This is a genomic window from Paenibacillus sp. NPDC056722 (genome assembly GCF_042790635.1).
Taxonomy (GTDB): domain Bacteria; phylum Bacillota; class Bacilli; order Paenibacillales; family Paenibacillaceae; genus Paenibacillus_AQ; species Paenibacillus_AQ agri.
On the sequence record NZ_JBHTYV010000013.1, the window covers coordinates 130,554 to 157,543 of the forward strand.

Consider the following 26,990-nt stretch of genomic DNA (forward strand, 5'->3'; position numbering starts at 1 on the left):
CGAAAGCGACGAGCTTAAAGCTACGGTAACTCCTGATACGGCAAGCAATAAAGCCGTAACGTGGAGCACAAGCAACGCTGACGTAGCAACTGTGAATGCCAACGGTAAAGTTACTGCTATTGCAGAAGGAACAGCAACCATTACAGTAACGACTGAAGATGGTAACTTCCAAGCAACGAGCGAAGTAACGGTAACACCGAAGGATTCCAGTGGAGAAAATACGCCAGTAACGGGTGTAACCCTGGATAAAGCAACGCTGAACCTGAAAGTCGGCGAAAGTGATGAGCTTAAGGCGACCGTAACTCCTGATACGGCAAGTAATAAAGCCGTAACGTGGAGCACAAGCAATGCTGAAGTAGCAACCGTGGATGCCAGTGGTAAAGTTACTGCTATTGCGGAAGGAACAGCCACCATTACAGTAACGACTGAAGATGGTAAATTCCAAGCAACGAGCGAAGTAACGGTAACACCGAAGGATTCCAGTGGAGAAAATACTCCAGTAACGGGAGTGACCCTGGATAAAACAACGTTGAACTTGAAAGTCGGCGAAAGTGATGAGCTTAAGGCGACTGTAACTCCTGATACGGCAAGCAATAAAGCTGTAACGTGGAGCACAAGCAACGCTGACGTAGCAATTGTGGATGCCAACGGTAAAGTTACTGCTATTGCTGAAGGAACAGCAACCATCAAAGTAATAACTGAAGATGGTAAATTCGAAGCAACGTCCGAAGTAACGGTAACACCGAAGGATTCCAGTGGAGAAGATACGCCAGTAACGGGAGTGACTCTGGATAAAACAACGTTGAACTTGAAAGTCGGCGAAAGCGATGAGCTTAAGGCGACCGTAACTCCTGATACGGCAAGTAATAAAGCCGTAACGTGGAGCACAAGCAATGCTGAAGTAGCAACCGTGGATGCCAGTGGTAAAGTTACTGCTATTGCAGAAGGAACAGCCACCATCAAAGTAACAACTGAAGATGGTAAATTCCAAGCAACAAGCGAAGTAACGGTAACACCGAAGGATTCCAGTGGAGAAAATACTCCGGTAACGGGTGTGACGCTGGATAAAGCAACACTGAATCTGAAAGCCGGCGAAAGTGACGAGCTTAAGGCGACCGTAACTCCTGATACGGCAAGTAATAAAGCCTTAACATGGGGCACAAGTAATAGCAAAGTAGCAACAGTGGATGCCAACGGTAAAGTCACTGCGATTGCGGAAGGAACAGCCACCATTACAGTAACGACTGAGGATGGTAAATTCCAAGCAACGAGCGAAGTGACTGTGACTAAACCGGACACCTCCGGCGGAGATGAAGGTAATAACGGCAACAACAGCGGCAGCAACCCAGGTACAGGAAGCAATGGCAGTGGCTCTAATGGATCAAGCGGCAATACCACCCCTGGTAATGTTGTCGACAACGGTTCGGGCGCTAGTTCCAGCTACAAAGTATCCTCCGGTGACCTAAACAATAGTGCAAACGGGGTTACGACCGTTGAAGTTCCAGCGAATACGACGGAAGTAAGTCTTCCTGGAAATACTGCAGATCTGATTAAGCAAAATGCGTTGCAAATCAAATCTGACGCAATTACGTTAACCGTTCCGTCTGAGCTGCTGAAGCAGCTGTTCAGCAAGCTGTCGACAGAAGAGCAGCAGAACAGTACGGTTACGTTGAAGCTGTCGCCTTTGAGTAATCAAACAGCAGTCAGCATAATCAACGGCAGCAGTCAAACAGCCCATGCAGGCCTGAAACTGAGCAGCGATATCTATGAGCTGACGCTTTCGATTCAGACAGCAAGCGGCCAGGCGATTAATCTGTCGAAATTCGATCAGCCAATTACGATCCAACTGAAGGTTGCGGCAGATACGAATCCTAAGCTGGCAGGAATCTTCTATATTTCTGATGGCGGATCAATTGAGTATGTGGGAGGCACTTACGCCAACGGGTATATGACAGCCAAGCTTACTCACTTTAGTAAATATGCCGTTCTGGAATATACGAAGTCATTCGTGGATGTTCCGGCAGGACATTGGGCGGCAGATGTGATTAAAGAGCTTGCAGCTAAACAACTGGTGAACGGAACCAGCGACAGCACATTCGAGCCGGAACGTAAGGTTACCCGTGCCGAATTCACTGCGATGCTTATCCGGGCGCTCCATCTTACGGATAAAGGAACCTTGGCATTTACAGATGTGAAGGACGGTGATTGGTATGCCGAGGCCGTAGCTATCGCTGTCAAAGCGGGCATTGTCCAAGGCAAGACCCAGACCCTTTTCGATGCCAATGCGCAAATTACCCGTGAGGAAATGGTCACCATGTTGATGCGGGGATATGAAGTGGTTCATGGTCAAGTTACCGTAAGTAATCCTACTTCATTCAGCGACGAGGCTAAAATCTCTGCTTGGGCCGTACCATTTGTTAATGCGGCCTCAGCGAACAAGCTGATTCAAGGACGCGAGGCAGGCAAGTTTGATCCGAAAGGAATTACAACCCGTGCCGAAGCGGCGCAGGTCATCTATAATCTGTTGAACAACTAATATCATAAAGGCACAGGATGGAAAGCAGGATGCCCTTCTTTTGAAAGGCATCCTGTTTATTTAAGAGGAGGAAAATCATGCCCAGGCTTCAAAGCGTACGTCAATTATTCATCTGTTTTGCATTAATATTACTGCTAATACTTCCGTTTAATCAGCAAGCCGATGCACATGCGTATAGTGCCAGCTACACAACGCTTAATCTGACCAAGTCCTACACTGAAATGACTTATTCAATTGATGAACTGTCCGTGATCGAACTGGCTGGTGGAGATACAGATCAAAATGGAATGCTGGATGAACAGGAATTCGAAGCAGTCAAAGATCAATTCCTCAAGTTACTTGAGCAGGATATTACTTTGAAAATAAATAACGAGCCGCAGGCATGGACACAAGTGGAAAGTGTGGTTATGGATCGTAAAGGGGATGCCACTAAAGCCATCATCAAATTAAAATTTCCACCGGTGTCGCCGGCCCAGTCCATATCTTTGACGGATCGATTGTATATGAATAATAAGGCTACTGAGAACTATGTGGATCTGATCACGATCAATTATGGTCAACAAAAGAGCACCGCAGCATTATCCGGCAGCAGCCGGGTCTGGGCAATGCAGCTCACGGACACAGAATATGCAAGCTTGCAGCAGGATGGCGAACAGGTACAGTCTAGTGCTGCCGACAATTCATCCTCGTCGACACAGACAACTGACGAAGATGCTGAGCAGTCGGCTTCTGGTTGGGTATCGTTTTTCAAACTGGGTATGAACCACATCTTGTCTGGTTATGATCATCTATTGTTCCTGTTCTCGCTACTGATCGCCAGACAAACCTTCAAGCAGTATGCAGCGATGATCACTGCCTTCACCGTTGCACACAGTATTACTTTAACCTTGACCGTGCTTGGCATCATTAATGTTCCTTCTATTATTGTGGAGCCTGCGATTGCGCTTAGCATTTGTTTTGTTGCGATTGATAACATGGTCCGTGAGCGTGTAAGCTACCGCTGGGTATTGACCTTCCTGTTTGGACTCATTCACGGGATGGGCTTTGCTGATATTCTTAAAGAAATGGATCTTGTAAAAAGTGAGCTTGCCGTTGATCTAGTTAGCTTCAACCTTGGCATTGAGACCGTTCAACTTATTTTGGTCGCTATCCTTTTGCCGCTTCTGGCACTACTGCATCGTTGGAAATATTCGAGACGGGCGGTACTGGGATGCTCAACACTGGCCTTTGCGCTTGGTGGTATTTGGCTGGTTCAACGCTTGTTCTTCTAATTCATGAACGAAAAAAGGTGAAGTTAAAGTGCAAGAGACGGTAATGCGAAATAAGTCATCCAAGTGGAATAGTTACATCGTGCTGGGACTCTCATTGGTGACGATGCTCATCCTATACTTCTTTTCTACTCAAGAACCTGGAGCGCTGCTGCAAAATGCCAAGCTACAGTTATTTAAAATGATGTTTGTCAGCATTATTATCGAAGCGATGCCATTTATTCTCATCGGGGTGATTATTTCAGCGTTGCTGGAGGTTTTTGTATCAGAGGGGACCATTAAGCGAATGATTCCCCGCAATCCAGTGCTAGGAATTATCACAGCCAGCGTGATCGGTATTATTTTTCCCATTTGCGAATGCGGGATGGTTCCTGCGGTTCGTCGTTTAATTCAAAAAGGTATGCCATTATATGTCGCGACCACTTTTATTGCGGTAGGACCTATTTTGAATCCGATCGTTTTCTGGTCAACCTTCACGGCATTTCGCAACCGGCCGGAACTTGTCTTTTCCCGTATGGGACTAGCTTTCCTGGTGGCCCTTGTCTTGGGACTGATTGTCTATCGTTTCGTACACCCGGATCAGCTGAGGCACAATAGTTCTTCCTCGCACGGAGGTCATGTTCATCATGTGCATTCGGAGGGTAAGACTTCAGCTGCACGTCCTTCCTTTAGACAACGGATGATGGAAGTCATGCATCATTCGATCAGCGAGTTTTTTGATATGGGCAAATATTTGATGTTCGGCGCATTATTGGTTAGTCTGCTGCAGACCTTCGTTCCCAAGGAAAGCCTGGCGGCATTAGGTCATGGACAGGGAAGTGCGAATCTGTTAATGATGGGGCTGGGCTTCGTGCTGTCACTCTGTTCGACATCGGATGCATTTGTGGCGCAATCGTTCACGACTAGCTTCTCCGGGGGAGCGCTCGTTGCATTTATGGTGCTGGGTCCAATGCTTAATTTGAAGGGTGTACTGATGATGACAGCTGTGTTCAAATCCAGGTTTGTCGTCGTGTATAGCGTAATGGTGATTATATTCGTCTATGCAGGCACTTGGCTGCTTGAGAAGCTGCTGTTGCAATAGGAAGGGGAATCCGAAATGGGAAAAACACGCACGTTGGTACATGATTCATTAAAACTGCTGATCCTTATGGGATTCACCGGTTACATGATTTATCTGGCTCTCACGGGTGAAATTCTGCTGTATATCGCACCACATCTGGTAAAATACACGGAGCTCGCGGCTGCCGGTCTATTCCTATTCACCCTGTTTCAACTTTACGTTCTAATTCGCTCTCGTACTCAGCCTATGGTTGCTTGTAGTTGCGATCATGGTCATGACCATGGTCACGATCACGATCACGATCATAGTCATGATCATGGACACAGCCATGAGCCTTCCAAATCAGTTTTGAAAAATGTGATTATGTATGGCTTATTCATTTTGCCGCTAATGCTGGGCGCATTTCTGCCTAGTCAGGCTTTTGCAGGCTCCCTTACTAAGGGCGGTTTTCAACTAGGAGGAACAGCAGCCAGCAGCAATAGTATCCCTGAGGATCTAGCTGGGCTTGTCGGAACGGAATCTCCGGAACTAAAAGAACGGTTTATATCGGACAAGTACAACCGGGATTATGCCAAGCTAGGGATGATCTTGTATCAACAAGATATCATTGAGATGAAGGATCAGTGGTTTATCGAGAGGCTCCAAGCGCTGAATTCCTTTGCAGATAACTTCGAAGGCAAGACGATTAAGATCAAGGGCTTTATCTCTCGGGAAGATGAATTACAAGGGGACCAGTTTATTATCAATAGAATGGCTATGACGCATTGTATCGCGGATATTACTCCTTACGGGATTGTTGCCGAGAGTGCGGACGCGAGCAGTTTTGCCAATGATACATGGGTGGAGCTCACAGGAACCATTGATAAGACAACCCATCATGGCCAGACTGAAATTAAAATCATGGTCACGGATAGTACCCCTTCAACTGGACCAGAGATTCCTTATATTTATCCAGACTGGGATTTTGCCTCTAAGCTGTGAATCTACAGTGCAAGAATAGATTAAAGATGGAGTGAATGTGCTATGCTGCTGAATACAGGCGGTCTTGTATTGATTCTGCTGATTACGATTTACCATATTTATTTTTTGGTGCAAAGAAAGAGCGGGCTGACTGGGAAGAGCGGCATGCTGCTAGCTTCACTGTTTGCTCTTCTTGCAGGACTTGCAGCCGGGATTATTGGGGCCCAAACCTTTGATTTAGAACTGGGGCTGTCCATGCTGGTCTGCGCATTGTTGGCTGCTGCTGCAGGAGCGGCTCTAGGGTTTCCATTCGGTCGGCAATCTGTGATTAATAGTATCCTCTCCGGTGTGATTGGCGGTACATTGGGGACGGTACTAGGAAGTTTGTTCTTTACTTCAGGACGAATTGTTTTGTCTGGGGTCGTTCTGTTCATTCTGTGCTCCTTCCTCGTGCAAAAAATGGGCGATGTATGGATCAGCAAGCCGCGTCCGAAAGCGAAGAAAGCAAACACAGTCAAGAAAACAGCAGGTAAGGCTACCTATACAAGCACTATTCTGCTAACAGCAGCAACGATCATTGTTGTGGGAGGCCTGTTATTGCAATATGACCGAATTGCTGTAGGTTCCATTGGTCAGCCCATATCTCAGACCGCAGTATTTGATGAGGACAACGATATGCAGGTGGCTACTATAGAGGTATCAGAAGCGGGGATTACTCCTAAGACTACTGAATTCATCGCCGCCAAAATGATCAAGGCCATAGTAAATGTCAAAGGGTCTGTAGGAACCGGGTTAACTCTCGTATCCAAGGACTTGAATTTTAACACTGATCTAAAAGAGGGGCAGAATATCTTTGTGCTCAGTAATCCTCAGCCTGGTACTTATGAGATTGAGATCCCGGCCAAGAATTATAAAGGGACCTTCATTGTCAAAGCAGCAGAGAAAACCAATAGCATAAACAATCCATAGTCTGATTAAGCAAGGCATGGAGAACGTCCGTAGACACGCGATAGAGGTGTTTGCGGGCTTTTTATTTGCTCAGAAGTATTTTGTTTGCCCAAAATCATTTATAGATAGATCATTGACAATTCGAATTCTAATAATTATATTATGGATATAGATAGAATTCTAACAGTTGAAGATCTTACGAAGAAAGAAGCGAACGAAATGGAGAAAAATCAATATTACCTGGAAGCTGCACCTGTCCGAAAAGCGATCACACATTTGTCTATTCCCATGATGATCGGGATGTCTGTTGGTACGATTTACAATGTGATTAATGCTTATTTTATCGGCCTGCTGCACAATACAAGCATGCTGTCAGCCATCACCTTGGGCCTGCCGATTTTCACCGTGCTGATGGCCATTGGAAATGTATTTGGCGTAGGTGGAGGAACCTTTGTCACACGTTTGGCGGGGGAGAGGGAGACGGAAAAAGGGAAGCGAATTGCTGGCTATACTTTCTATAGCAGTATTATTGCAGGCCTCCTGATTGCTCTCCTTGCTTTTCTGCTGGTGAATCCCATCGTCCAATTACTTGGTGCGGATGCTGCCACATTGGCGTATACTAAAACCTATGTCTTGACTCTGTTTGCCGGAGGATTCGTCGTTGTTCTTAATTTTGCATTGGAGCAGCTAGTGCGGTCGGAAGGGGCCTCCAAGGAGTCGATGTACGGCATATTTATTAGTACGGCGCTGAGCCTGATTTTTGACCCGTTATTTATTCTGGTGTTGAAATGGCATGTAGCTGGAGCGGCGCTGGCAATGGTTCTGGCCAATGCAGGGTCCGTGATCTATTACATCTATTACTTGGAAAAGAAGAGTGAATATCTGCGAGGGTTCCTGAAGTCATTTAAAATTTCCATTAAGGATCAGTTGGAAATCTACAAGATCGGGGTATCGGAGCTATTGCAAGCTGGTTTTCTCATTGTGAGCACACTTTTGCTGAATAACTATTCCATACTGTATGGAGACAGCGTTGTTGCCGGTTTCGGTCTGGCGCTACGGATCGCTCAGGTGCCGGAATTTCTCGCCATGGGATTGTTCTTAGGCCTGATTCCATTCTTCGCTTATAATTATTCCAGTAAAAATATTAGCAGATTCAAAGCAGGCTTTACCTATGCAGCACTTTATATTGGCGGGATCGCGATACTATTCGTGGGTCTGGTGTATCTGTTCAGAGAGCCTGTTATCCAGTTCTTCTCCAACGATCCAGAGGTGCTGAAAATAGGGACCTACATCGTAGTAGCGATGCTCATATCCGCATTGTTTAATGGTTTTACAGGATTGTTCACTAGTGTATTTCAAGCCACAGGTCAAGGACTGCCAACGATGATTATGTCCATCACACAAGGTGTTTTGTATATACCGGTCATCGTCCTGTTACATTCCATATTCGGACTGCACGGCGTTATCTGGTCCATGACAGTTACCGAAGTGATCACCTGTGTGATGGGACTGCTGTTATTTATTCCGTTTAATAAAAAAATAAAAAAATCCTTGCATTCTATCTGAAAAAGGCGTATAGTCTTATGTACAGGCGGTAATGATCGTCGGTACATAATTTGCGGTCGTGGCGGAATTGGCAGACGCGCACGGTTCAGGTCCGTGTGGTAGCAATACTGTGGAGGTTCGAGTCCTCTCGACCGCATTATAGTTTGAATGAAATGAGCTTGTAAACTGACCATTAGGGGAGTTTACAAGCTTTTTTATTTGGTAAAAGTATTCAGGCTATTATTTGTGTTTGTTCTTTTTTTGTTGGATTGTTTTACAATTATTACATGCGTTATTTCTTTACTTCTTTTATACTTGATTGTAGAATTAAACAACATGTAAATTATACGCATTTACTTCATATATACAAAAAGGAGAGCGTACTTGTGAACACTGAAAATTGCGTTACGACTGACCTGGATCTAAAAGATACCGGTTTTGGATACACCTTATCACTGATAGGTGGCAAATATAAAATGATTATTATTTATTGGTTAGCTGAACATAAAGTTATGCGACATAATGAGCTAAAAAGACGTATTGGAACCATTTCATTCAAAACATTGGGGATTACGCTAAAAGAGCTTGAGGCCGAAGGCATCATTATCCGTGAGGAGTACCCGCAAATTCCTCCGAAGGTGGAGTATTCTTTGTCGGAACGCGGGCGCTCGCTTATTCCTGTCCTTGATAAAATATGTGAATGGGGAGAGAGTAACCGTCCAGCTCTTTTGGCTAAGTGAGCTAACAATATATTGTATTCATTAAATTTGGCGATCCGCGAGCGGGTCGCCTTTTTATATACCTTTTTTGTCTATAACACTCTCTAAAAGGTTCACTACTTACCTAAAAGTGCATACTTACTTTAATAATTCCCATGATATATACTCGTTCTCGAGCCGAAAATAATATTCACAAGAAAAGAGTGGTGGGTTTTATGAAAACATTAGTAGTTATAGCGCATCCAAGTATAGAAAGTTCAATTATTAATAAAAAATGGTTGGAAGAGTTGAGAAAGCATCCTGAAGAGATTACTATACATGAGATTTACAAAGAATATCCGGATGAGAAAATTGATATTCAGAGGGAACAAGAGCTGATCGAAGCTCATGATAATTTGATTTTACAATTCCCAGTTTATTGGTTTAATTGCCCGCCTTTTCTAAAGAAATGGCTGGATGAAGTACTTGCAGATGGATGGGCTTATGGCAAAGGTGGAGATAAGCTTAAGGATAAGAAAATAAGTTTGGCGGTCTCTGCCGGCATTAAATCGGAAGATTATTCGTCTACAGGCAGATACAATTACACCTTAAGTGAAGTATTACGTCCTTTTGAAGTTACTATTCTCTATACACATGCTGACTATCGACCGTTTTACGCATTTTATGGAGCGGAACATAGTCCATTAGATCAAGAAGTTGAGTTAAGCGCTCAAGAGTATATTCATTTTATTAATTCTTTGTAAGTAAAATAAGAAGTTCATAAGTTTGCTCTTGCAGCGGCTTATGAACTTTTTCTATATGCGATCACGGATGATGAGATACAGGACTAGAGCAACAAATAGCGCTAAGAGTACCCAGATTCCGTCACGGTAAAGCAAATGTCCGATTTCTTCGACATGGCTACCTACACTCCGCCCCAGTATGAAAAAAATCGTCGTCCATACAAGTCCGGTTGTGTAAGAGAGTAAGGCGTAGCGACGAAACGACATTTTATTGAGTCCCATAAGATAGGGCAGGACATGCCGGATGACCGGGAAAAAGTAACCGATGCAGAGTGAGAAGCTGCCGTATTTCTGTATCAATTTTTCCGAGAATACAAGGTATTTATCCATCTTCTTTTTACGGCGAAGTTTATCCAGTACAGTGGCCCCCAGCAGGCGGCCAAGCACATAACCAAGTGATAACCCCGAGATGACTCCCAAATAGGTAACAATGAAGGCAGGAACCATATGAAGTACGCCGTTTGAGGTAACGCTGCCTCCAGTCATGACAATAACTTCGTCGGGGATGGGGAGACCGATAATCCCGAACCAAAGGGCAAGGAATAAAGCGGCATAGCCAAACTGCCCAATAAGCGATATAAGCGTGTCATAGCTCATTTACAGGCAGCTCCTTCTGCTAAAGGATGTGAGTCTGAAGGAAGAAGAGGCGGTTTCTTCCGACAGACGTAGACGAAGGCAGGGGGCATATTAAGAGGCACGAAATGTACATGCTCTATCTCAAACTGCTGGTGTAGCTGTTTTCTCATTTGCTGGGAGTATTGAAAAGCAATGAACAGTCCACCGGGCTTCAGAGCCGTACTAATCTGCTCCATTAGAATATCGCGTAGCTGTTGCGGGAAATTAAAAAAGGGCAGGCCACTTAATATGCAATCCAATTTCTCGTCTTCAAGCCCTTGTTGGCGTAGGGCAGTGTCCAGACGGCTGGCATCGGGATAGCTGGGAAATCCCGGGTATCTCTCAGTCAGTTTCTGCCGCAATTCAGCATCTTTCTCAAATAGAAGAACTTGCGTGTGTGTTGACTTAGCAGACGATATGTATTGCGTAATTGCGCCGCTGCCAGCCCCAAGCTCAGCAATTGCCGTTACTTGTTGCCAGGGGACGTACTCTACCATTTTTTTGGCCAGAGAAGCTGAGCTTGGTGTAATACTACCGATCTGCATGGGCATCCGAAGGAATTTAAAAAAAAATAGTAAGGCGTCATGGAGGTTTCTGTGCATAGTGTTATCCTTCTTTCTCGTTGGTGCCTCCATCATAAGCAATAAAAATAAAGATCAAATAAGGGGAAATCTAAAGTTTGTTTGAAGATTTTTTGATATTAAGGAACGAAAAAAGCCCCTTCAACTTCTGATGGAAGTGAAGGGGCCTAGTGCTTTGATATTATAATCTCGTTTTGGGAAGCTCAAGAAGAACGTTGAACTGATCCCCATGGATTTCGATTTTGATGTCACCGCCGTGCAGATCAACAATGCTTCTCACAATAGCCAGACCAAGCCCGGAGCCTTCGGTTTGACGTGACTCATCTGCTCTTTTGAAACGTTCAAATAACTCGTCAGCGGGAAAGTCAATTTCATAAGAAGATGTGTTTTGGATTTTAAGCAGAACCCGATGTTCAGATTCTTCAAGATAAATGTAAATTCGTGTGCCTGGAAGAGAGTATTTTTTGGCGTTACCAATCAGGTTTTCAAATACCCGCCAGATTTTATTTCCGTCCAAGTCGGCATAGATATGAGGTTGGGCTATTTTTTCTCTAACTTCAAGCGAGGTTCCCAAGTTGCTGCTGAATTCAGCAATCGCCTGTGTTAATAATGTGGCTACATCGATTGTTTGAATATCCAGTTCAACCGTGCCGCTGGTCATTTTAGACACTTCAAACAGGTCTTCAATTAATAGCTTGAGCCGGAGAGCTTTGCGGTCCAGAATATCAACGTAGGAATTGGCTCGATCCGACTCAAGTTGTTCTTTTTTTAACAAATCAATGTAGTTGATAATAGAAGTTAATGGGGTTTTCAAGTCATGAGAGACATTTGTAATCAGCTCCGTTTTTAAACGCTCGCTTCTTATTTGATCCTCCAATGCATTTTGATATCCGACCTTCATATTGTTAATGTATCCTGCCAGTCTGGGAAATACGCCTTCTCCTTGAACCGGAATTGTAGATTGAATATTGCCTTGGGCAATTTCTTTCGTGCCGTTAACAATCTGCATCAACTGAGTAAGCTTGTGTAAACTATACGGAATGACAATCAGAATATACAAAACGATATAGGGTATCCACACATACAGTTCATAATATGGGGGATAGGTAATAATTCGCCAAACTGAAACGCCTGCAATAGCTGTTAACAGGAATAAAACAAACAATTTCAGTGTAATTCGGCTGTCTACGGAAATGCCTTTCCAGACTTGAACATACTTCCTGAGAAGGTCCAAGTAAATGGATACCACACTGACCTGTTTCGGAGCACTTTTAACAAAGAAGAAGTAGCCTTTGCCTACAAGAATCAGGACAAGAATAGTAGCTGAAGAATAGCTGAACAGCCTATAAGAAAGAGAGTCCCAGTAGAACCACCCGAGGTAGAACCTAATTAGTTGAAGCGCTATCCATAAAATTGCCGTACTTAATATGACGCGAAGATCAAGAGATAAGGCGCTAATCCAGTTATTTTTTCTCGATTTTGTACCCAATTCCCCACACCACCTTTAAATATTTCGGATCCTTGGGATTAATCTCAATTTTCTCGCGAATGTTCCTTACGTGTACAGCGACTGTATTATCAGATGCATAAATAGGCTCATTCCATACGCTCTCGTAAATTTCTTCAATGGAAAAGACCCTTCCTTTGTTCTCCATCAGCAGCTCCAGAATTTTATATTCCTTAGGGGTGAGCCGGACGTCTTCGCCGTCTACTTCAACGGTTTTTGAAGTTTTGTTCAGGGCAAGACCACGTACCTGGATAATTTCCTCGCCCGCACTCATTTGAAAAGATCCCAAATTGGTAAACCTTCTGAGCTGAGACCGGACCCTTGCGACCAGCTCCATCGGATCGAATGGTTTTGTAATGTAATCATCGGCGCCTACATTAAGCCCTATGATTTTGTCGTTCGCTTCTGATTTGGCGGAGAGTAGAATAATCGGTATATTTTTATTTTCACGAATTTTGAATGTTGCTTTAATTCCATCCATTTGTGGCATCATGACATCCATGATAATGAGATGAATGGTTTCTTTTTCTAATATTTCAAGGGCTTCTAACCCATTGGACGCTGTGAAAACATCCACACTATCGCTTTTCAAATAAATGACCAGCGCTTCTCTGATTTCCAATTCATCATCCACAATAAGAATATTATTAATCGCCATTATGTTGCCACCTTCATTATTATACTACTTATCGTTCCCAGTACTTCCTGGATGTATTTCCCGAAAACCAGCTTAGCAGGCTTGGAAAATGTATCCTCCAGCGTGTTAGGGGGTGTTTCTAAATCTGTGTAATACCCGTGCACGCCTAGTTGAGACATTAATTTCATAGCGCCCGGATTATTAACGGTATGGACGTAGCTTTGTACATTTAGTTGGTTTAATGCATAGACCAGATTAGGATTTATGAGCACACGGTAGGTGGGCATGGCCACCACGGAAATATGTTTTTTCTTTACAAAATCCACAATACTTGCGGCCGAAGCTCCGGATTGATACAGGGAATAGATTTTATTGGGAAAAGGATAGATGTTCATGACGGTATCGTACATTTCCGGACTATAGATTTCAGGAATAATTCGATGCAGGAGAGATGCATCCATCTTCCTGGCTTGTTCCACTAAAAGAGAAAATTGCTGCTCAATCTTCTGTTTGTTCGTTTCCTTCGTATCTGTAATCAGATAAAAATCAGGGTATTTCTCCATTAAATGAAGGATATCTTTAAATAAAAGGGGTTGGAATTTTCTATCTATAAGAGAACTCTCAAATTGCGAACTAGTTAATGAATGACCAGTCTGACCAGACAGATCTGGCTGTAGTCTTTTGGACCAGTCATGTCTGGCGGCAAGCTCACCGTCTGTTGTTAGCAAAAGATCTGTTTCGAACAGGCGGTATCCTTTATTATAGTTCGTTATAAATGCATCATAGGAGTTCGTATAACTCGATCCTTGTATTCCGCCCAAAGCATGAGCGATTAATCGGTTATTTTCCCAACCATTTATATTTTGCGAAGTAGTCTGCCCGTTCGATCCAGACCAAACGATTCCCCATCCTAACCAAATTAAACAAAACACCATCAATATTACACTCGTTATTTTCTTATCCATCTGTAATTCTCCTTTTCATATGCCGATGTAAGTCATCTTACAGGGCTGATATAAAGGACAGGTGGAGAAAAAACGAATGAAATTATGAAGATTATTATAGCATGAATGGGAGAGGCGCTAGATAAGGGGGCATATTCGCTATCTGAAAGCGCAAGGAATAGAGGTCTTGATAAGCTTAATGTCGAAAAAAGTGTAACCGCATAAAACAAAAGGAGAGGTACTTTGAAAAAAATTAGGGTAGCAGCAAAAGAGGAAATGATAGAAATTTATAAGATGGGCTATGATGTTTGGGGAGATAACCTGCCATATGAAGAATATATAACAATGTGTCAGAATTCCAATAAGTATAAAAAGGGAAAGTGGTACGTTCTTGAAGCCACAGATACAAAGCAATTATTAAGCTCCCTCATCGTATATGAACTAAATCTTTCTGAAGACCAAATTGTAAGAGGGATAGGTTCAATCGCTACCCCTTTAAATTTAAGAAAAAAAGGATATGCTTCTTTATTGGTCAAAGAAACGATAAATAAACTTGAACAGGAAGAAAAGTGTAACAATTTTTCCTTTATAGTGATATTGAGATAGAATTTTACAAAGAATTGGGTTTTGTTGTACTACCTAATGATAGTCAAAAATATAAAGACAGTGTTTGTATGTATTACTCAAAAGAAAATGATATCGACTCCATATCATTCGGTATCCCCGATTACTTTTAAAGCACATCCTTATTGAAGTAAAGGGACACGAAAAAGGGAGGGTATGAAGGTGCATAATAAGAAGTATTTTATTCTAGTGCTACCAACGATAATAATTGGGCTATTTTTATTCTACTTTCTTCCAGTAAACAAGAGACCTTATATTTCATTAATTCCTATTGCATTTTGGTTGATATATTATATTTGGATATTTATTGAAAGAAAACAAGTAAGTATTGAGCAAAAGAAGAACGATAGTTGATTCAAACAAGGAGCAGTTTGCCACGGCAGAGCTCCTCCTTGTTTCCGTTAATCTATGCATGTTCAGTTCTTGGGTAAATTAGCCCAATAAATTCTATAAATAAGATTATCTATGGTGTAATATGTAAATATATTCTAAAAATACTAAAGCGTTATGAAATGGAGGACTAAACGAATGGAACGTACAATTCAATTAATGGAAACCCATCTAAATATCGATCTTGGAAATCCGCCCTTTTTAAAATTAGATAACGGGTTGCAAATTCCATACTCTTCGATTAAGGGGGTAACAACAGGTAGACCCATACCAAATGCTTTCAAGCTTTATGGTTTTTCTTTTGGAGGAAAAAGAAATGGATTATTTAGATTCAATGGAGGTTATCATCTCTACTTTTTTGATAATGAGGTTGATACCCTTCATTTTGACTTGAATAATTTTCTTGTTGGTAAATTTAAAATATCAAAGTTAATCATTGAAGTTAAAAAACCTGAAGAAATAAGTAAAACTATCTCCGAAAGATTGACGTGATAGTTCAATACCGAAAGGTCTACCGCACTGGCTTTTCTCAACTAACGGGCAGAATAGTGGAGTAAAGATATGGTAAAGTGGGTGTATAATATGCTCTCTTGATGGTTAAGGAGACCGACTTGGAATATTCTTAAGTTAATCGATGGAGTATTATACAAGGATAAGGTGTGATGCGGGTGACTGATTTTACAATGATAAAAAATCTGTTTCATATAACGAAACGAAATGGGTTTAGTCATGACGAGATACAAACCATTAAAAATAATTTTGGTGAATTGCCCCAGGTGTTTATAGATTATTATTTGGAACTCGGTAAAGACGAGCGGCTGAATCATACGCAAGATAGTTTGATCAAACCCGAGCAACTCCAATACTTCAAACATAGCGAATATTTAATTTTTTATTGCGAGAATCAACGTGTCTGTGTTTGGGGAATCCATAAGAACGATTTATCCAGGTCCAATCCACCTGTCTATATGAGTTACGATGAAAAGGTATGGAAAAAAGATTTTGAAACATTGACCGATTTTTTTCATGCGATGGCCTATTTACAAACCGTATTCGCTCTTGAATACGGCTGTGATTCGTTCTATTCCATTGAACAAACCGACTTGGATTTTATTCGTGAAAATTTTAGTAATAAAGGTTTTTCCTTTCGGCATTGGATTGGCATCGAATTTTATGGGAATTACGATGATAGCATAATAACAGTGATGAAAAATAACGATAGTTTTGATTTGATCTATGCTTCAAGCAAAAAAGAACATTTTGATGAAATGGATCGGGTTCTCTCAAAACGGGGAGTAGTAATTTGAAATCAGATAAAGATAAATTTGTTGCAGCTACCTTCAAAACTAAAACCGATGGAAGGCTTGGTCCAATTATTATATATTGAACCTAGAAACTTGTTGGTCAACAATGATATTTTAGATATATACTCTAATTTCTACGTTTTAAGCTAACTGGAAACACTAGTTTAATACAGCAGGCGATTAAAACCTCTCTTTAGAAGCAAACTAGATTTAATAGTTTCTAAAGGGAGGTTTTGTTATGAACTTAAATGAGTTGTGGAGTTTGTATGAGGCTGACAGCTCCTTGATAATGGTGCTCCATTGGATTTCATTCAAGGAATGCTTGGTCATGAGAAGGCATCGACCACTCAAATCTACGCACAACTCCGAGGCGAACGGCGGAGAGAACTTTATCGACGTTACTTTTAGTTTGTAATGGCGACGGATCAGCTTTAGAATCCGTCGCCATTCAACTAAAGGGCAGGATATTTGAGAAAAATGTGGAAATATGATGTTTAGGGATTAAATTCAAATTACTGGAGTGGATAAAATGATTGAATGGAAATCGTTACTACCATTACTACAAGGATTTAGTGCATACTTTCGTCCTATCGATCAAAAGAGACATTCCGAGAATGTGACAGAGTACCACAATTATTACCAAAGATTAACTAGTAACACTATGAATTAGCCAAGAGTGTTGAAGAGTTTTTAATGGACCCTCCAATGTTTAAGCATCATGCCAAAAAGCTCTTAAAAGCAGAACATGATTATTTTTTAAAGATCAAGACAAATGATTACTTCAAAAATGTTCCACAGTTTTTAGAACTGATAGAAGCTTGAAATGTGTGCCCTGTTCGAAACGAAACAAACCTTCTTGTATGCGTCACTTTAACCATAACGGAGGAGTGCCTAAATGTCTTTTATTCGCATTGAAAGAGATCAGTATCATGTTGTTAAGGGATTATTATCTGGGGCGGAATCGGCATTTACGCCCTTTCCACTCTCAATTTTAGAAGAAACGATTGATGGAATCGTCTATGTAGATAACCAAGATCATCCTCAGTGTGCCGCTGTAATGTCCAGCGATTTTATCGGGGGACGTTTGATTGGTCATGCTGTTAATAAAGCGTTTAACGAAGGATTTATTTCTACGATGAAAGATCATTTTTTCGTAAATGGTTCTGCCAATGACTTTAGATTATTCTGGTCAACCGCCTCCGAATCATGGGATGAAATCATTTTTCGCGTATTCGGTTACAGGGTTTTTTGTATTAGTAGGACACAATTTGAATTTGACCGTCATGTTTTCGAAAGTCTAGGACTAGTCGGAAATGACGAAGGCATGTTTAGAATGGATGCAGCGATGCTTCAGTCGTATGAACCACTACGTAGAGAGATAGAAGGTCTTTGGGGAAGTATAGAAAAATATCTACAGCATGATGTTGGATGGGTCGCTTTCTCATCAGATGGACAAGGGATAGGATTGTGTCATGCTGCATTTATTGGGGGCGGATTGGCAGAGCTCTCCATCCATGTGAATAAATCAGCGCGAGGTCAGGGTTTTGGCTTTCAACTTGCGAGAAATTTCATTGGGGATTGTTTGAATCGAGGTGTAATACCGAATTGGACTTGCGATACTCAGAACGTGCCTTCATTTCGAATGGCACAAAAATTAGGATTCAAAGAGAATAAAAAATACAATTTGTTCTCTTCGATCTATACACCAATTTTGCATGAACCGACTAGGACCTGACTTTATTAAACCTCAGGCTTTCCCCTTTCTTCAAAGCCATTCCCCTTCCGTGATGCCATCTAAAGCTTCAACTGCGGGCGGGAAATGCTATACCAATAAATTCCGATTCTCATTACCCTAACGGGACACGTTAGCTCAATAACGACACAAAGGCAGCCGGTCAATGGATCGACTGCCTTTGTTCAACTTATTACGGATTTATGAATAAGTTAATATCTAAACAATACATATCTACAAATATTCAAATAAGGAGAGTATTACATTGATATTACTCAGAACAAAAAGGATCAAAATAATCGGCTTTTCTACCATTATGATCTTCGCTCTTGTTTTACTGTTCTTATATTTGATCTATGCTAAGCAAACAAATGCTGTATTAGTCAACTACTCAAATATGAAACAAATTGCTCATAATGTATACGTTGAACCTGAAATCAATGAGAGTGAAAAAGCAGGACTCATCAATTATGTTCAATTATCTACTGTAAAAATTAATGCACTTTTTGGTCAAAAAGAATAGACCCCTGTTTTAATCTATGCAAAATCAAAAAAGGCTGGCGTGTTATGAGGTTTCGAGGTGGTATGGGATTGTTGGTACACCTGGTTTATTAAAACTAATTGATTCTTTAAATAAAGGTGGAGATTTTAATGATGTTTATAAAGGGCAGATCTTCTGACGAAAACATACGATACTAACAGCGTGCAGTACGCCCTTATCGATCATGGCTGTATCGTCGTATCCGGTCAATCCGGCAAGAATGATGAGCAGGGACAGAGGCCGCTCACGAAAGACACGATGTATGGGATCGGCTCGACGATTAAAATGTTTACCACGGTTGCCGTTATGCAGTTGGTCGATCAAGGGAAAATCGATCGGGATACGTCGGTTGTCCAGTATTTCCCCGAGTTTACGATGACGGATGAACGCTACAAACAGATTACTTCGTGGCCTGACGATGCGGACAACTCAATAGACTACGGTCTCGGCTGGGACGGCGTTCATCTGTATCCTTTCAGTGAATACGGGATGAAGGCGTTGACCAAAGGCGGGGACACGTTTCTCTATCACGCGTTGCTCGTTGTGCTTCCCGAACAGGCACGGCGGCAGTTATTACTTTATTTTCTCGTTTATCGCGTCCACCTGTTAAAATATTGAGATATTCATCATATTCTCTGGGTAGAAGTTAAGAATATTAAGAAATTTAGTTAAAAAGGAGGGGACAGGGCATGTTGCACCTGTACCCCTCTTTTTATCGTTCAAGCAGCTTCCTTACAATGTCGGTTGCCATTTTTCCGGAATATGCACAAAGTGATCTTCTTGTTTACGGATATGACCGAAGCCAGGGAAATCAAGGTGCATACCGGAAACAAGGAGTTTTTCCGTAGCTGCGAATTCCAAAATGCGTTTTCTTGTTTCGACACCCAGCTCAGGCAAAACATCCATGATAATTTTTTCTTCGGGTCTTAGCAACTGGATAGCTGCATTATGCAGAATGTCCCCCCAGATGAGCAGCTTCTCCCCATTCGATTCTATGAGATAAGCGGTATGACCTGGCGTATGGCCTGGTGCTTCAATAGCCTGAATACCGGAAACAGGTTCTTTGTCAGCGTTAGTAAAAGTACGGATCTGCCCTTGGTAAGGTGCAAACGCATCTTGTGCCATTTTAAAATTAGCGGATTCGATTTCATCTAATGGATTCTTAATGTTGCCATTGTCCATCCAGTAAGCATATTCGATATCCCGCACGACGACCTCTGCGTTTGGAAAAGCTTTCGTGCCATCGGTATGAATAAGACCATATGAATGATCGGGGTGGATGTGCGTCAATAGTACGGTTTCAATGTCATTAACATCTACGCCTGCGGCTTTAATATTTTGCAGAACAACGCCTACCCCCATGCCAAGACCGGCATCGATCAGGGTAAGTTGACCGTTCACATTGATAATGAAGCAATTCGTATTTAGCACAAGCGGACTAGTCTCGAAATTGTTGTGCAGCAATTCTTTTCCTTTATCCTCTACTAACTCGTAGTAAGGCCAGAATGGAAGCGTGGAATTGCCATCGGAAACGACGGTAACGGCGACCTCACCGATCTTTTTATGATAAACCGCAGGCACTTGAGTAAGTGGTTGATTATTGTGGGACATGTTGTTTCCCTCCATTTGACTAGTATGAGACTTTGCTCTACATACAAAAGCAACGCGTGTTACTTAAGCTGTAGTTGTAAGTTTAATAGCTAAAGAGGGCGGGTTCAACCAACAATAACGCTGATTTGTCGCTTAAGCAAAGGACTCACTAGATTTGTATTTAAAAGCTATCACTTGTTGTTAACGCGACAGTTGTTTATAATTGATAATTGCAGAAGCAACATATAGGGAGGAGAAGGGTTAGATGCCAAGCACGCAAATTAATCATTCTGATCCTCGTGTGATTAGAACACGCCAACTCATCGTAGAAGCATTTGACCATTTACTGCACAAACGTGACTTTAATTCCATAACAGTTAGTGATATTTCGAAACAGGCAACGATCAACAGAGCTACTTTTTATGCCCATTTCACTGATAAATATGCGCTCATTGATCGGTTTTTATCTAGTACCTTTATGGATTTTGTATATAGAAGAGTCGATCCCAATGCTGAGTTCTCAGAAGAAACAATGAAAAATTTAGTTATCTCTTTATGCGAGTATCACGAGGCTTCGAATAAACGGTGTATGAAGAATTATGATACCGTTGCTTCTCTAGTAGAGAAAAATGTGAAGAATCAATTAGAGGATTTTATTTTACAGTTGATGGTCAAAGCTTGTGAGGATACGGATCAAGAAACATTGGAAATAGCGGCGAACATGCTGACTTGGTCCATATATGGGACTACGTATCGTTGGAACCTTAAGCGAAAGCCCGATTCGCCAGAGGATTTTGCGGTGAAAATATTGCCTATTTTGAAGGGCTATATCAAATGAGAACTGTGAGGACTTTTCCAGGTAATGATGAACAAAAAAAGTGTATCCTTCCGTAATGGAGAGGCTACACTTTTATTTATGTTTATATGTTATCTTTCGTTTTTATCCTGCAACATTTTTTCCATAGCTTGTATGACCGTAGTATTCGGTTCTGTATACTCATACGCGTACGCTTCAGGATAGTTCGTCTTGTACACTACACGGTTTAACATACGAGGTACCATATCTTGATAATATGATGTTGCATGACAATGGCTCAATATATCCGCCGCTTCTTCTCCAGGAATAATTCGAGCAACATCGCCTAATACGGATTTAATCTGCTCATCTGTAAATTGTTCTTTAATCAGACTTAAGAGAGTAGAGTATGTTGATTTAAAAGCAGAGGCGAAATGACGCGTCCCATTCGCTTCCGTCGATTTCATCAACGCAATATTCATTGCCGCTGCGTCGCGCACATCAACCCCATACAGTTGCGAATCTGCCATAGCTCTATCGCCGCGAAGCATGGCATAAATCATATCATTGTGCCAAGGAACAAAGCTTGGTCCCATAACATGCGTAGGGTGAATCGTGGTCATGATTATGTTTGTTGTATTTTCTTGAGAGCGGATAAACGACCAGGCTGCTTTTTCTTCCATCGTTTTTGAAACCATATTGTGGTCGAACAAGCCTTCCCTGTCTTCATTAGTCCAATCGTCTTCTGTAAACGTCGTTTTTGATAGATCTTCATTGCCGTATGCAATGGTTGACTCTGCAGTGGTGTGCACGATCTTTTTGACAGTGCCCGTATCAACAGCCATTTGTAAGAGCATGCGGATTCCTTTTTCTTTCGTGCGGCCCCTATCTTTAAATGTTTTGTCGTTTGGACTGGAGGCACTCCCCTGATTAAAGATCCATTTTGCCCCACTTAAAACTTCGTGCCAATTTTCTGTTTCACCCAGGTTTGCTTTGTAAAAGTTCACGTTTGGCAACAGCGTTTGAAGCTGCCCAGCTTTTGCTTCATTTCGGTACGTTCCGACAATCTGGTTATAACCCATATCTGTTAGCTTCTTGGCAACCCATGCGCCGATGTAACCTGTTACCCCAATAATGACAATCTTATCGTTTAGTTCCATTCTTTCGCATCCCCTCTCAACAAAATTGAATGCCGTTAATATCGCTTGATTATTGTGACTGTATTTCTCCAATATAATGTTAAGGCTTAAAGTCGACTTTAAGTCAAATTATATTTTGTTTTATATAAGACGAATTTAAGATTCTTACTTAAGGCTTGGGCGTCACTACGGTGAATGTTTGGACTTCCGGCCGCTGTTGTACCCAGATTTCTTCTTTGTAAACCGCTCTTAGCGGTTGAAATCTGGGTACAAAGGCGGGCGCTTCGCTCCTACAGTTCCAAACCTTCTCCTTCGTTCCTTCTCGCTCTGTGTTACTTTTTTATTCGTTTTATATAGTCAAGAAAATATTGAGCAGTAGATAGTAGACCAGAACTTAACCTTAATTTCTGGTTTGCAGAAAATAACATTGACTTAAAGTCCACTTTAAGGGTTATGATGGTGCACTGGCAAGAGCCAATAAAGGGTGTAAGCGAAATATTCAGGAGGTTCAAGATGAGCACGAAAAACGAGATTATTTTAGGGTATGGAGAATGGATTAACTTTGCAAAAAATCTTAATAAGTACGAAGAACAGTCATGGTTAACACCCCTGGGTCCGGAAAAGTGGACGGTGAAGGAGGTCGTCGGCCATATTGTACTGTGGGACAAGTATATTCATGACGAGGTTACTCGCGCCATTTTGCATAATAGTCCATTAGGGTTATCCGATGGTGAGGAGATCCAAGAATTCAACCGTAAAGCAGGGGAGTGGGCTTTAAGCAAAACAAAGGATGAAATCCTTGTTGATTTAATCTCCTCAAGAGAAGCTGTATTGGAAGATCTTCAGGCAATCCCGGAAGAAGCTTTCACCAATGTATACAATGATGTAGATGGAAATCCTTTTGTGCTAAAAGATTTTATTGTTGAAATGACACGTCATGATCATCATCACATGGGACAAGTAGAAAGAGTTTTGTAAAAACGATTCATTGGATAGCAATAAGCGGTTCAGTCAGCGTGGTAGCAGCCGTGGAGGTTCGAGTTCTATCGATCGTATCATCTAAATGAATTAAGAGGGACTTTAGATTACTCATGAGTAATTTAAAGTCCCTATTTTTTATTTTCCACCCATTCTAAAATTTCTTCTAGGGCAACTCCGTTTGCAAGAGACAGGCTAGTGAGCCCGGTGCCGCCGACTCATGAATACCAAGGACAATGCAATGACCGTGAGGATGATCCCCAGCACTTGGAATCCCGCGAAGTTGAATTTGCCTCCCATGACGATCCCTATCAATAATGAAGAGAGGATGGTGCCCAGGTATCTCGATGTGTTAAATAATCCGGAGGCGACACCAATGATTTCTTTCGGAGAACTTTGGAACAGAGCTGATTGCATCCCTACACTGTTCAACCCGTTGCTAATTCCGAATGCGGCCAATGCCAAACTGACGCTAATAACCGGTGAGGTTGGATTCAAGGTCACGAGCCAGATCGAACCCAATGTCATCAGAATCGCAGACAGCAGCAATGCTGGCCTTGGTCCTGATTTATCGATCCATCTTCCTGCTATCGGCGAAGTAACTAGAGAGCATAAGCCTAAACTTAGCATGAGAATCCCTGTGTGGAACTCGTTGACATGACGAACCATTTGCAAGTAGGAGGGAAGTCCAAAAAAGAGCGAGTAATAGAGTACGTTAACAAGCATGAATTCGATATTAACCCAAGTCATCGCAGGATATTTGGCGAATGTACGTAAAGGAATAAAAGGTGACTTGGTTTTTAACTCGTGCCGTACGAACGTCCCCAGGAGAGCGAGACCGATCAGCGAGATCATAACATTTCCTAATGAGATATGCCCGGATGATTTTGCAGAAAGTAATCCAAAGAGCAAGGCAACCAGTCCCGCTGTGAAAAGTAAGATCCCCGAGGCATCCGTCAAATCAAGCCATTTGCGATAGGACATGCCTGTTGCAACGTTTGTTGACGGTTCGTCCCGAGGAATATTCCTCCAAGACAATAGAAAGCTGACCACCACGAATGGAACATTGACGAAAAAGATAGCCGGCCAGCCCCACCAATGAATGATGACCCCGCCAATAAAAGGTCCAATAGCTGCTGCTCCCGATAGGAAAATGGATAAAACAGACAGCGCAGTAGCTTGTCTCTCTGTAACATGAATTCGCACGATGGCCATGCCAACGGCAACCATCATGCTAGTTCCTATAGCTTGCACAATACGAAACACGATAAGCCAAGCAAAGGTTGGTGATACTGGAGCTAATAATGATGCGATGAAGGATACTACAAGCCCGGTCAGGAATATTTTCCTGCGGCCGAATAAATCACTGGCTTTTCCCATGACAGGTTGCGCGATGCTGCTTGCAATATAGAAAGAAAAAATAATCCAGGAAACACCTGTGTAGTCAAGCTGGAACATATTTTGCAAACTAGGAATAGCAACAGAAACCATCGAAGAATTTAATGGATTCAATAGTATTCCAAGCCCAACTGAAATCATTAACCACTTGCTGCGAACACTCATTATAAGTTCCCCCAATCGTAGTAATGCAATCGTACTTGAAATCCATTATTCGTTCCAACGCATCCTATGCTATAATCTCATTGACTGAAAGGAATGAACGGAGGGCGTAGAATGGAATTGCTTCAACTGCAATACTTTGTCGCGGTAGCCAGGTTGGAGCATATGACCGAAGCTGCACGAAGTCTCCATGTTACTCAATCGTCATTAAGCAAAACAATTCAACGCTTGGAGGAGGATATAGGGGTCCCTCTATTTGATCGAATTGGGCGGAAGCTGAGGTTAAATGAATTCGGAAGCAGATTCCTTCGCCGTGCAGAACGAGCTTTGTTCGAATTGGAACAGGGAAAGCAGGAGATTAGCGATTTATCCAGCCCGGAACATGGCACACTCGAATTAGCGGTGACGGCGGCAAGTGCGCTACCTAATATCCTGCGAGAGTTTCGGAAAAAGCGGCCCAATATCCAATTTCATGTGCAAATGTTGACCACGCAAGAAATGGTTACACTTCTTCATCGAGGAGAGGTCGATTTCTGCTTGTCTTCACCTCCTGTACAAGGAGATGAGATTGAATGCGAAATTGTATGCCTTGATCCCATCCTTATAGCTGTTCCAATGGGACATCGACTGGCGGAGCGAACTAGCGTATCCTTGACAGAACTAAGGGATGAATGGTTTGTTGGTGTTAAGAAAGGCTACGGTACTCGTGATTTAGTGGACTCTGTATGTAACGCAGCTGGGTTCGTACCTAATTATGTGTATGAGGGTGATGAACCAGCAAGGTTAAGTGCTCTTGTGGAAGCCGAAATAGGCATAGCCTTTATCCCAAGCACGGCAAGGAATTCACGGGAACGAATCAAATATCTGCAAATAGAGGACCATGAATTGGTGCGAGAAATAGCCTTAGTATGGCATAAGAGTCGCTATATCACGCGGGTTGCTGTAGAATTCCGTGAGGTCGTTGCAGAATATTTTGGAGCGTTATCCAAACAGACCATTTAACATGCTGCAATACGATATAATAAGCTTAATGTAAGAATAGGAGAGAGATCATGGAAGCAGAAAAAAGACCAAGAGTTGGTGTAGGAGCCGTTATAAGAGATGAGGACAATCGCATCTTATTAGTTTTACGTAAAAAACCACCTGAAGCCGTGCATTGGAGTTTACCCGGTGGCAAAGTCGATTATATGGAAACGATAGAACATGCCGTAATACGTGAAATTCGGGAAGAGTTAGGGTTAGAAATCGAAATTGAACGATTACTGTGTGTAACGAATCATATCCTTCCAGCGGAAGATGTCCACTATGTAGCTCCAACATTTTTGGCTAATATCGTCTCAGGGGATGTACAAAATCAAGAACCCCACGCGCTAGAGAAAGTACAGTGGTTTTCTATGCAGGATCTGCCAAATAAGATTACAATGACTACAGATTATGCGCTAAAACAGTTGAACAGCAGCATTAATTTGGAATAGAATAAGAATCGGCATCGCTAATCCCGTAGTTTATCCTTAAGCGGGTCCCGGAGAGAGATGCATGACTAGAAAGTGAGGTTGAACAAATACATATGGAAACCGATGATCCCAAGCAAATTGTTCTACAGGTTGGCGGTAGCCTCAAAAAACTTCGTAAAGAGAAGCGATTGAGTCTGGAGGAGCTATCCGAATTATCTGGGGTGAGTAAGCTGACCCTTGGAAATATAGAACGGGGTGAGACCAATCCAACCCTTGGACTGTTATGGAAAATATCCAAAAGCCTCTCGATTCCGCTCATGTCTTTGTTCTCAACAGAGAGTAAATCGCAAATATCCCGAGCTGGACAAGGCTTAAGGATTACAGGTGAACAGAAAACCTGGATTATGGAGCCCATTTTTCAGAACACCAGTAATGAAATTGAGATGTGCCGGGCCTATCTGCAGCCGCATAGCTCCTACTTTCCGGAACCGCATCACCAATACTCAACAGAAATTGTCACCGTCATGTCCGGAAGCATTACCATTCACGTAAATGAAGAAGCGCATACCCTGAATCAATATGACTCCATCAGTTTTAATGCAGAAGGTAAGCATTCCTATGTTAATCACACGGATGATGAAGTCGTTCTTCATATTATTTTAAAATACAATTTGTAGTCCTCAGGGACTGTGACTTTCTCATAAGAGCGACAATGACCTTCTATCTATTTGAAGATAGAGGGTTTTTGGTATGCTATACTTTATTTAAAATATATTATAG

The 26,990-nt window shown here is 42.1% G+C and carries 27 protein-coding genes, 1 tRNA gene and 1 pseudogene; 21 read left to right on the forward strand and 8 right to left on the reverse strand.

Annotated elements, in window-relative coordinates; translation table 11 throughout:
- The 9 genes from ACFRAM_RS24010 to ACFRAM_RS24050 form a co-directional block, all read left to right on the forward strand.
- Nucleotides 1–2,536: Ig-like domain-containing protein (locus ACFRAM_RS24010; RefSeq protein WP_379468823.1), on the forward strand; the 2,536-nt coding region annotated here is incomplete at its 5' end.
- Nucleotides 2,537–2,613: 77 nt separating this feature from the next.
- On the forward strand, nucleotides 2,614–3,807 hold the full coding sequence (locus ACFRAM_RS24015; protein ID WP_379468825.1) for a HupE/UreJ family protein: 1,194 nt from the start codon (nucleotides 2,614–2,616) through the stop codon (nucleotides 3,805–3,807).
- Between the two features lie 28 nt (nucleotides 3,808–3,835).
- Nucleotides 3,836–4,885, forward strand: a complete 1,050-nt coding sequence (locus ACFRAM_RS24020; protein WP_379468827.1) for a permease — start codon at nucleotides 3,836–3,838, stop codon at nucleotides 4,883–4,885.
- A 15-nt stretch (nucleotides 4,886–4,900) separates the two neighbouring features.
- Complete coding sequence (locus tag ACFRAM_RS24025) at nucleotides 4,901–5,845, forward strand: TIGR03943 family putative permease subunit (RefSeq protein WP_379468829.1); 945 nt, start codon at nucleotides 4,901–4,903, stop codon at nucleotides 5,843–5,845.
- 42 nt (nucleotides 5,846–5,887) lie between these two features.
- Nucleotides 5,888–6,793 (forward strand): cupredoxin domain-containing protein, encoded by a 906-nt coding sequence (locus ACFRAM_RS24030; RefSeq protein WP_379468831.1) that lies wholly within the window; start codon nucleotides 5,888–5,890, stop codon nucleotides 6,791–6,793.
- Nucleotides 6,794–6,991: 198 nt separating this feature from the next.
- Nucleotides 6,992–8,338: an MATE family efflux transporter gene (locus ACFRAM_RS24035; protein ID WP_379468833.1), complete on the forward strand. Its 1,347-nt coding sequence runs from the start codon at nucleotides 6,992–6,994 to the stop codon at nucleotides 8,336–8,338.
- Between the two features lie 52 nt (nucleotides 8,339–8,390).
- Nucleotides 8,391–8,474: transfer RNA gene (locus ACFRAM_RS24040), tRNA-Leu, on the forward strand.
- A gap of 229 nt (nucleotides 8,475–8,703) precedes the next feature.
- Nucleotides 8,704–9,057, forward strand: coding sequence for a winged helix-turn-helix transcriptional regulator (locus ACFRAM_RS24045; protein WP_379468835.1), 354 nt, complete (start codon nucleotides 8,704–8,706; stop codon nucleotides 9,055–9,057).
- Between the two features lie 194 nt (nucleotides 9,058–9,251).
- Nucleotides 9,252–9,779: an NAD(P)H-dependent oxidoreductase gene (locus ACFRAM_RS24050; protein WP_175374396.1), complete on the forward strand. Its 528-nt coding sequence runs from the start codon at nucleotides 9,252–9,254 to the stop codon at nucleotides 9,777–9,779.
- Nucleotides 9,780–9,830: 51 nt separating this feature from the next.
- Here ACFRAM_RS24050 and ACFRAM_RS24055 read toward each other — a convergent pair whose 3' ends face one another.
- From ACFRAM_RS24055 to ACFRAM_RS24075, 5 genes are all read right to left on the reverse strand, one after another.
- Nucleotides 9,831–10,415: a DedA family protein gene (locus ACFRAM_RS24055; protein ID WP_379468838.1), complete on the reverse strand. Its 585-nt coding sequence runs from the start codon at nucleotides 10,413–10,415 to the stop codon at nucleotides 9,831–9,833.
- Nucleotides 10,412–11,035, reverse strand: a complete 624-nt coding sequence (locus ACFRAM_RS24060; RefSeq protein ID WP_379468840.1) for a class I SAM-dependent methyltransferase — start codon at nucleotides 11,033–11,035, stop codon at nucleotides 10,412–10,414. Before ACFRAM_RS24060 ends, ACFRAM_RS24055 begins: the two co-directional genes overlap by 4 nt.
- 160 nt (nucleotides 11,036–11,195) lie before the next feature.
- Nucleotides 11,196–12,503 carry a sensor histidine kinase gene (locus tag ACFRAM_RS24065; RefSeq protein ID WP_379468842.1) on the reverse strand — a complete coding sequence of 436 codons (1,308 nt, stop codon included), beginning with the start codon at nucleotides 12,501–12,503 and terminating at the stop codon, nucleotides 11,196–11,198.
- On the reverse strand, nucleotides 12,478–13,179 hold the full coding sequence (locus ACFRAM_RS24070) for a response regulator transcription factor (protein ID WP_379468844.1): 702 nt from the start codon (nucleotides 13,177–13,179) through the stop codon (nucleotides 12,478–12,480). Before ACFRAM_RS24070 ends, ACFRAM_RS24065 begins: the two co-directional genes overlap by 26 nt.
- Nucleotides 13,179–14,123, reverse strand: coding sequence for a phosphatidylinositol-specific phospholipase C/glycerophosphodiester phosphodiesterase family protein (locus ACFRAM_RS24075; protein WP_379468846.1), 945 nt, complete (start codon nucleotides 14,121–14,123; stop codon nucleotides 13,179–13,181). Before ACFRAM_RS24075 ends, ACFRAM_RS24070 begins: the two co-directional genes overlap by 1 nt.
- 222 nt (nucleotides 14,124–14,345) lie before the next feature.
- Between ACFRAM_RS24075 and ACFRAM_RS24080 the strand changes: the two genes are divergently transcribed.
- The 7 genes and pseudogenes from ACFRAM_RS24080 to ACFRAM_RS28785 form a co-directional block, all read left to right on the forward strand.
- Nucleotides 14,346–14,708, forward strand: a complete 363-nt coding sequence (locus ACFRAM_RS24080; RefSeq protein ID WP_379468849.1) for a hypothetical protein — start codon at nucleotides 14,346–14,348, stop codon at nucleotides 14,706–14,708.
- Between the two features lie 546 nt (nucleotides 14,709–15,254).
- Nucleotides 15,255–15,608: a hypothetical protein gene (locus ACFRAM_RS24085; protein ID WP_379468851.1), complete on the forward strand. Its 354-nt coding sequence runs from the start codon at nucleotides 15,255–15,257 to the stop codon at nucleotides 15,606–15,608.
- Nucleotides 15,609–15,778: 170 nt separating this feature from the next.
- The gene (locus ACFRAM_RS24090; protein WP_379468855.1) at nucleotides 15,779–16,423 is read left to right on the forward strand and encodes a hypothetical protein; all 645 of its coding nucleotides are present in this window, start codon (nucleotides 15,779–15,781) and stop codon (nucleotides 16,421–16,423) included.
- 235 nt (nucleotides 16,424–16,658) lie between these two features.
- A complete protein-coding gene (locus ACFRAM_RS28780) occupies nucleotides 16,659–16,835 on the forward strand; it encodes a hypothetical protein (protein ID WP_483875014.1) in 177 nt (58 codons plus the stop codon).
- Between the two features lie 480 nt (nucleotides 16,836–17,315).
- Nucleotides 17,316–18,155: a GNAT family N-acetyltransferase gene (locus ACFRAM_RS24100; RefSeq protein ID WP_379468857.1), complete on the forward strand. Its 840-nt coding sequence runs from the start codon at nucleotides 17,316–17,318 to the stop codon at nucleotides 18,153–18,155.
- A 262-nt stretch (nucleotides 18,156–18,417) separates the two neighbouring features.
- Nucleotides 18,418–18,675, forward strand: a complete 258-nt coding sequence (locus tag ACFRAM_RS24105; protein WP_379468859.1) for a hypothetical protein — start codon at nucleotides 18,418–18,420, stop codon at nucleotides 18,673–18,675.
- A gap of 141 nt (nucleotides 18,676–18,816) precedes the next feature.
- Nucleotides 18,817–19,098 (forward strand): annotated as a pseudogene (locus ACFRAM_RS28785) (serine hydrolase domain-containing protein); the annotation flags it as partial.
- 327 nt (nucleotides 19,099–19,425) lie between these two features.
- Here the strand turns inward: ACFRAM_RS28785 and ACFRAM_RS24115 are convergent.
- Nucleotides 19,426–20,304 carry an MBL fold metallo-hydrolase gene (locus tag ACFRAM_RS24115; protein ID WP_379468861.1) on the reverse strand — a complete coding sequence of 293 codons (879 nt, stop codon included), beginning with the start codon at nucleotides 20,302–20,304 and terminating at the stop codon, nucleotides 19,426–19,428.
- Between the two features lie 244 nt (nucleotides 20,305–20,548).
- Here ACFRAM_RS24115 and ACFRAM_RS24120 point away from each other — a divergent pair, with 244 nt between their 5' ends.
- On the forward strand, nucleotides 20,549–21,121 hold the full coding sequence (locus ACFRAM_RS24120) for a TetR/AcrR family transcriptional regulator (RefSeq protein ID WP_379468863.1): 573 nt from the start codon (nucleotides 20,549–20,551) through the stop codon (nucleotides 21,119–21,121).
- A gap of 89 nt (nucleotides 21,122–21,210) precedes the next feature.
- Here the strand turns inward: ACFRAM_RS24120 and ACFRAM_RS24125 are convergent, their stop codons facing one another.
- A complete protein-coding gene (locus ACFRAM_RS24125; RefSeq protein ID WP_379468865.1) occupies nucleotides 21,211–22,239 on the reverse strand; it encodes an NAD-dependent epimerase/dehydratase family protein in 1,029 nt (342 codons plus the stop codon).
- Between the two features lie 492 nt (nucleotides 22,240–22,731).
- On the opposite strand from ACFRAM_RS24125, the gene ACFRAM_RS24130 reads away from it, so the two are divergent.
- Nucleotides 22,732–23,196 carry a DinB family protein gene (locus ACFRAM_RS24130; RefSeq protein ID WP_379468867.1) on the forward strand — a complete coding sequence of 155 codons (465 nt, stop codon included), beginning with the start codon at nucleotides 22,732–22,734 and terminating at the stop codon, nucleotides 23,194–23,196.
- Between the two features lie 195 nt (nucleotides 23,197–23,391).
- On the opposite strand, the gene ACFRAM_RS24135 is transcribed toward ACFRAM_RS24130, so the two are convergent.
- Nucleotides 23,392–24,759 carry an MFS transporter gene (locus tag ACFRAM_RS24135; RefSeq protein WP_379468869.1) on the reverse strand — a complete coding sequence of 456 codons (1,368 nt, stop codon included), beginning with the start codon at nucleotides 24,757–24,759 and terminating at the stop codon, nucleotides 23,392–23,394.
- Between the two features lie 111 nt (nucleotides 24,760–24,870).
- Between ACFRAM_RS24135 and ACFRAM_RS24140 the strand changes: the two genes are divergently transcribed.
- The 3 genes from ACFRAM_RS24140 (at nucleotide 24,871) to ACFRAM_RS24150 (ending at nucleotide 26,887) form a co-directional block, all read left to right on the forward strand.
- Entirely contained in the window at nucleotides 24,871–25,758 is an 888-nt protein-coding gene (locus tag ACFRAM_RS24140) for a LysR family transcriptional regulator (protein ID WP_379468871.1), read from the forward strand.
- Between the two features lie 50 nt (nucleotides 25,759–25,808).
- Nucleotides 25,809–26,231, forward strand: coding sequence for an NUDIX domain-containing protein (locus tag ACFRAM_RS24145; RefSeq protein WP_379468873.1), 423 nt, complete (start codon nucleotides 25,809–25,811; stop codon nucleotides 26,229–26,231).
- Between the two features lie 86 nt (nucleotides 26,232–26,317).
- Nucleotides 26,318–26,887 (forward strand): helix-turn-helix domain-containing protein, encoded by a 570-nt coding sequence (locus ACFRAM_RS24150; RefSeq protein WP_379468890.1) that lies wholly within the window; start codon nucleotides 26,318–26,320, stop codon nucleotides 26,885–26,887.
- Nucleotides 26,888–26,990 lie beyond the last annotated feature (103 nt).

What these genes read in the sequence shown, in the direction of transcription:
- ACFRAM_RS24070 (WP_379468844.1), bottom strand. Translation starts at nt 13,179, where the DNA reads ATGGCGATTAATAATATTCTTATTGTGGATGATGAATTGGAAATCAGA.
- ACFRAM_RS24050 (WP_175374396.1), top strand. Translation starts at nt 9,252, where the DNA reads ATGAAAACATTAGTAGTTATAGCGCATCCAAGTATAGAAAGTTCAATT.
- ACFRAM_RS24055 (WP_379468838.1), bottom strand. Translation starts at nt 10,415, where the DNA reads ATGAGCTATGACACGCTTATATCGCTTATTGGGCAGTTTGGCTATGCC.
- ACFRAM_RS24140 (WP_379468871.1), top strand. Translation starts at nt 24,871, where the DNA reads ATGGAATTGCTTCAACTGCAATACTTTGTCGCGGTAGCCAGGTTGGAG.
- ACFRAM_RS24100 (WP_379468857.1), top strand. Translation starts at nt 17,316, where the DNA reads ATGTCTTTTATTCGCATTGAAAGAGATCAGTATCATGTTGTTAAGGGA.
- ACFRAM_RS24075 (WP_379468846.1), bottom strand. Translation starts at nt 14,123, where the DNA reads ATGGATAAGAAAATAACGAGTGTAATATTGATGGTGTTTTGTTTAATT.
- ACFRAM_RS24015 (WP_379468825.1), top strand. Translation starts at nt 2,614, where the DNA reads ATGCCCAGGCTTCAAAGCGTACGTCAATTATTCATCTGTTTTGCATTA.
- ACFRAM_RS28780 (WP_483875014.1), top strand. Translation starts at nt 16,659, where the DNA reads ATGAACTTAAATGAGTTGTGGAGTTTGTATGAGGCTGACAGCTCCTTG.
- ACFRAM_RS24145 (WP_379468873.1), top strand. Translation starts at nt 25,809, where the DNA reads ATGGAAGCAGAAAAAAGACCAAGAGTTGGTGTAGGAGCCGTTATAAGA.
- ACFRAM_RS24130 (WP_379468867.1), top strand. Translation starts at nt 22,732, where the DNA reads ATGAGCACGAAAAACGAGATTATTTTAGGGTATGGAGAATGGATTAAC.
- ACFRAM_RS24060 (WP_379468840.1), bottom strand. Translation starts at nt 11,035, where the DNA reads ATGCACAGAAACCTCCATGACGCCTTACTATTTTTTTTTAAATTCCTT.
- ACFRAM_RS24115 (WP_379468861.1), bottom strand. Translation starts at nt 20,304, where the DNA reads ATGTCCCACAATAATCAACCACTTACTCAAGTGCCTGCGGTTTATCAT.
- ACFRAM_RS24035 (WP_379468833.1), top strand. Translation starts at nt 6,992, where the DNA reads ATGGAGAAAAATCAATATTACCTGGAAGCTGCACCTGTCCGAAAAGCG.
- ACFRAM_RS24030 (WP_379468831.1), top strand. Translation starts at nt 5,888, where the DNA reads ATGCTGCTGAATACAGGCGGTCTTGTATTGATTCTGCTGATTACGATT.
- ACFRAM_RS24085 (WP_379468851.1), top strand. Translation starts at nt 15,255, where the DNA reads ATGGAACGTACAATTCAATTAATGGAAACCCATCTAAATATCGATCTT.
- ACFRAM_RS24025 (WP_379468829.1), top strand. Translation starts at nt 4,901, where the DNA reads ATGGGAAAAACACGCACGTTGGTACATGATTCATTAAAACTGCTGATC.
- ACFRAM_RS24135 (WP_379468869.1), bottom strand. Translation starts at nt 24,759, where the DNA reads ATGAGTGTTCGCAGCAAGTGGTTAATGATTTCAGTTGGGCTTGGAATA.
- ACFRAM_RS24090 (WP_379468855.1), top strand. Translation starts at nt 15,779, where the DNA reads ATGCGGGTGACTGATTTTACAATGATAAAAAATCTGTTTCATATAACG.
- ACFRAM_RS24120 (WP_379468863.1), top strand. Translation starts at nt 20,549, where the DNA reads ATGCCAAGCACGCAAATTAATCATTCTGATCCTCGTGTGATTAGAACA.
- ACFRAM_RS24125 (WP_379468865.1), bottom strand. Translation starts at nt 22,239, where the DNA reads ATGGAACTAAACGATAAGATTGTCATTATTGGGGTAACAGGTTACATC.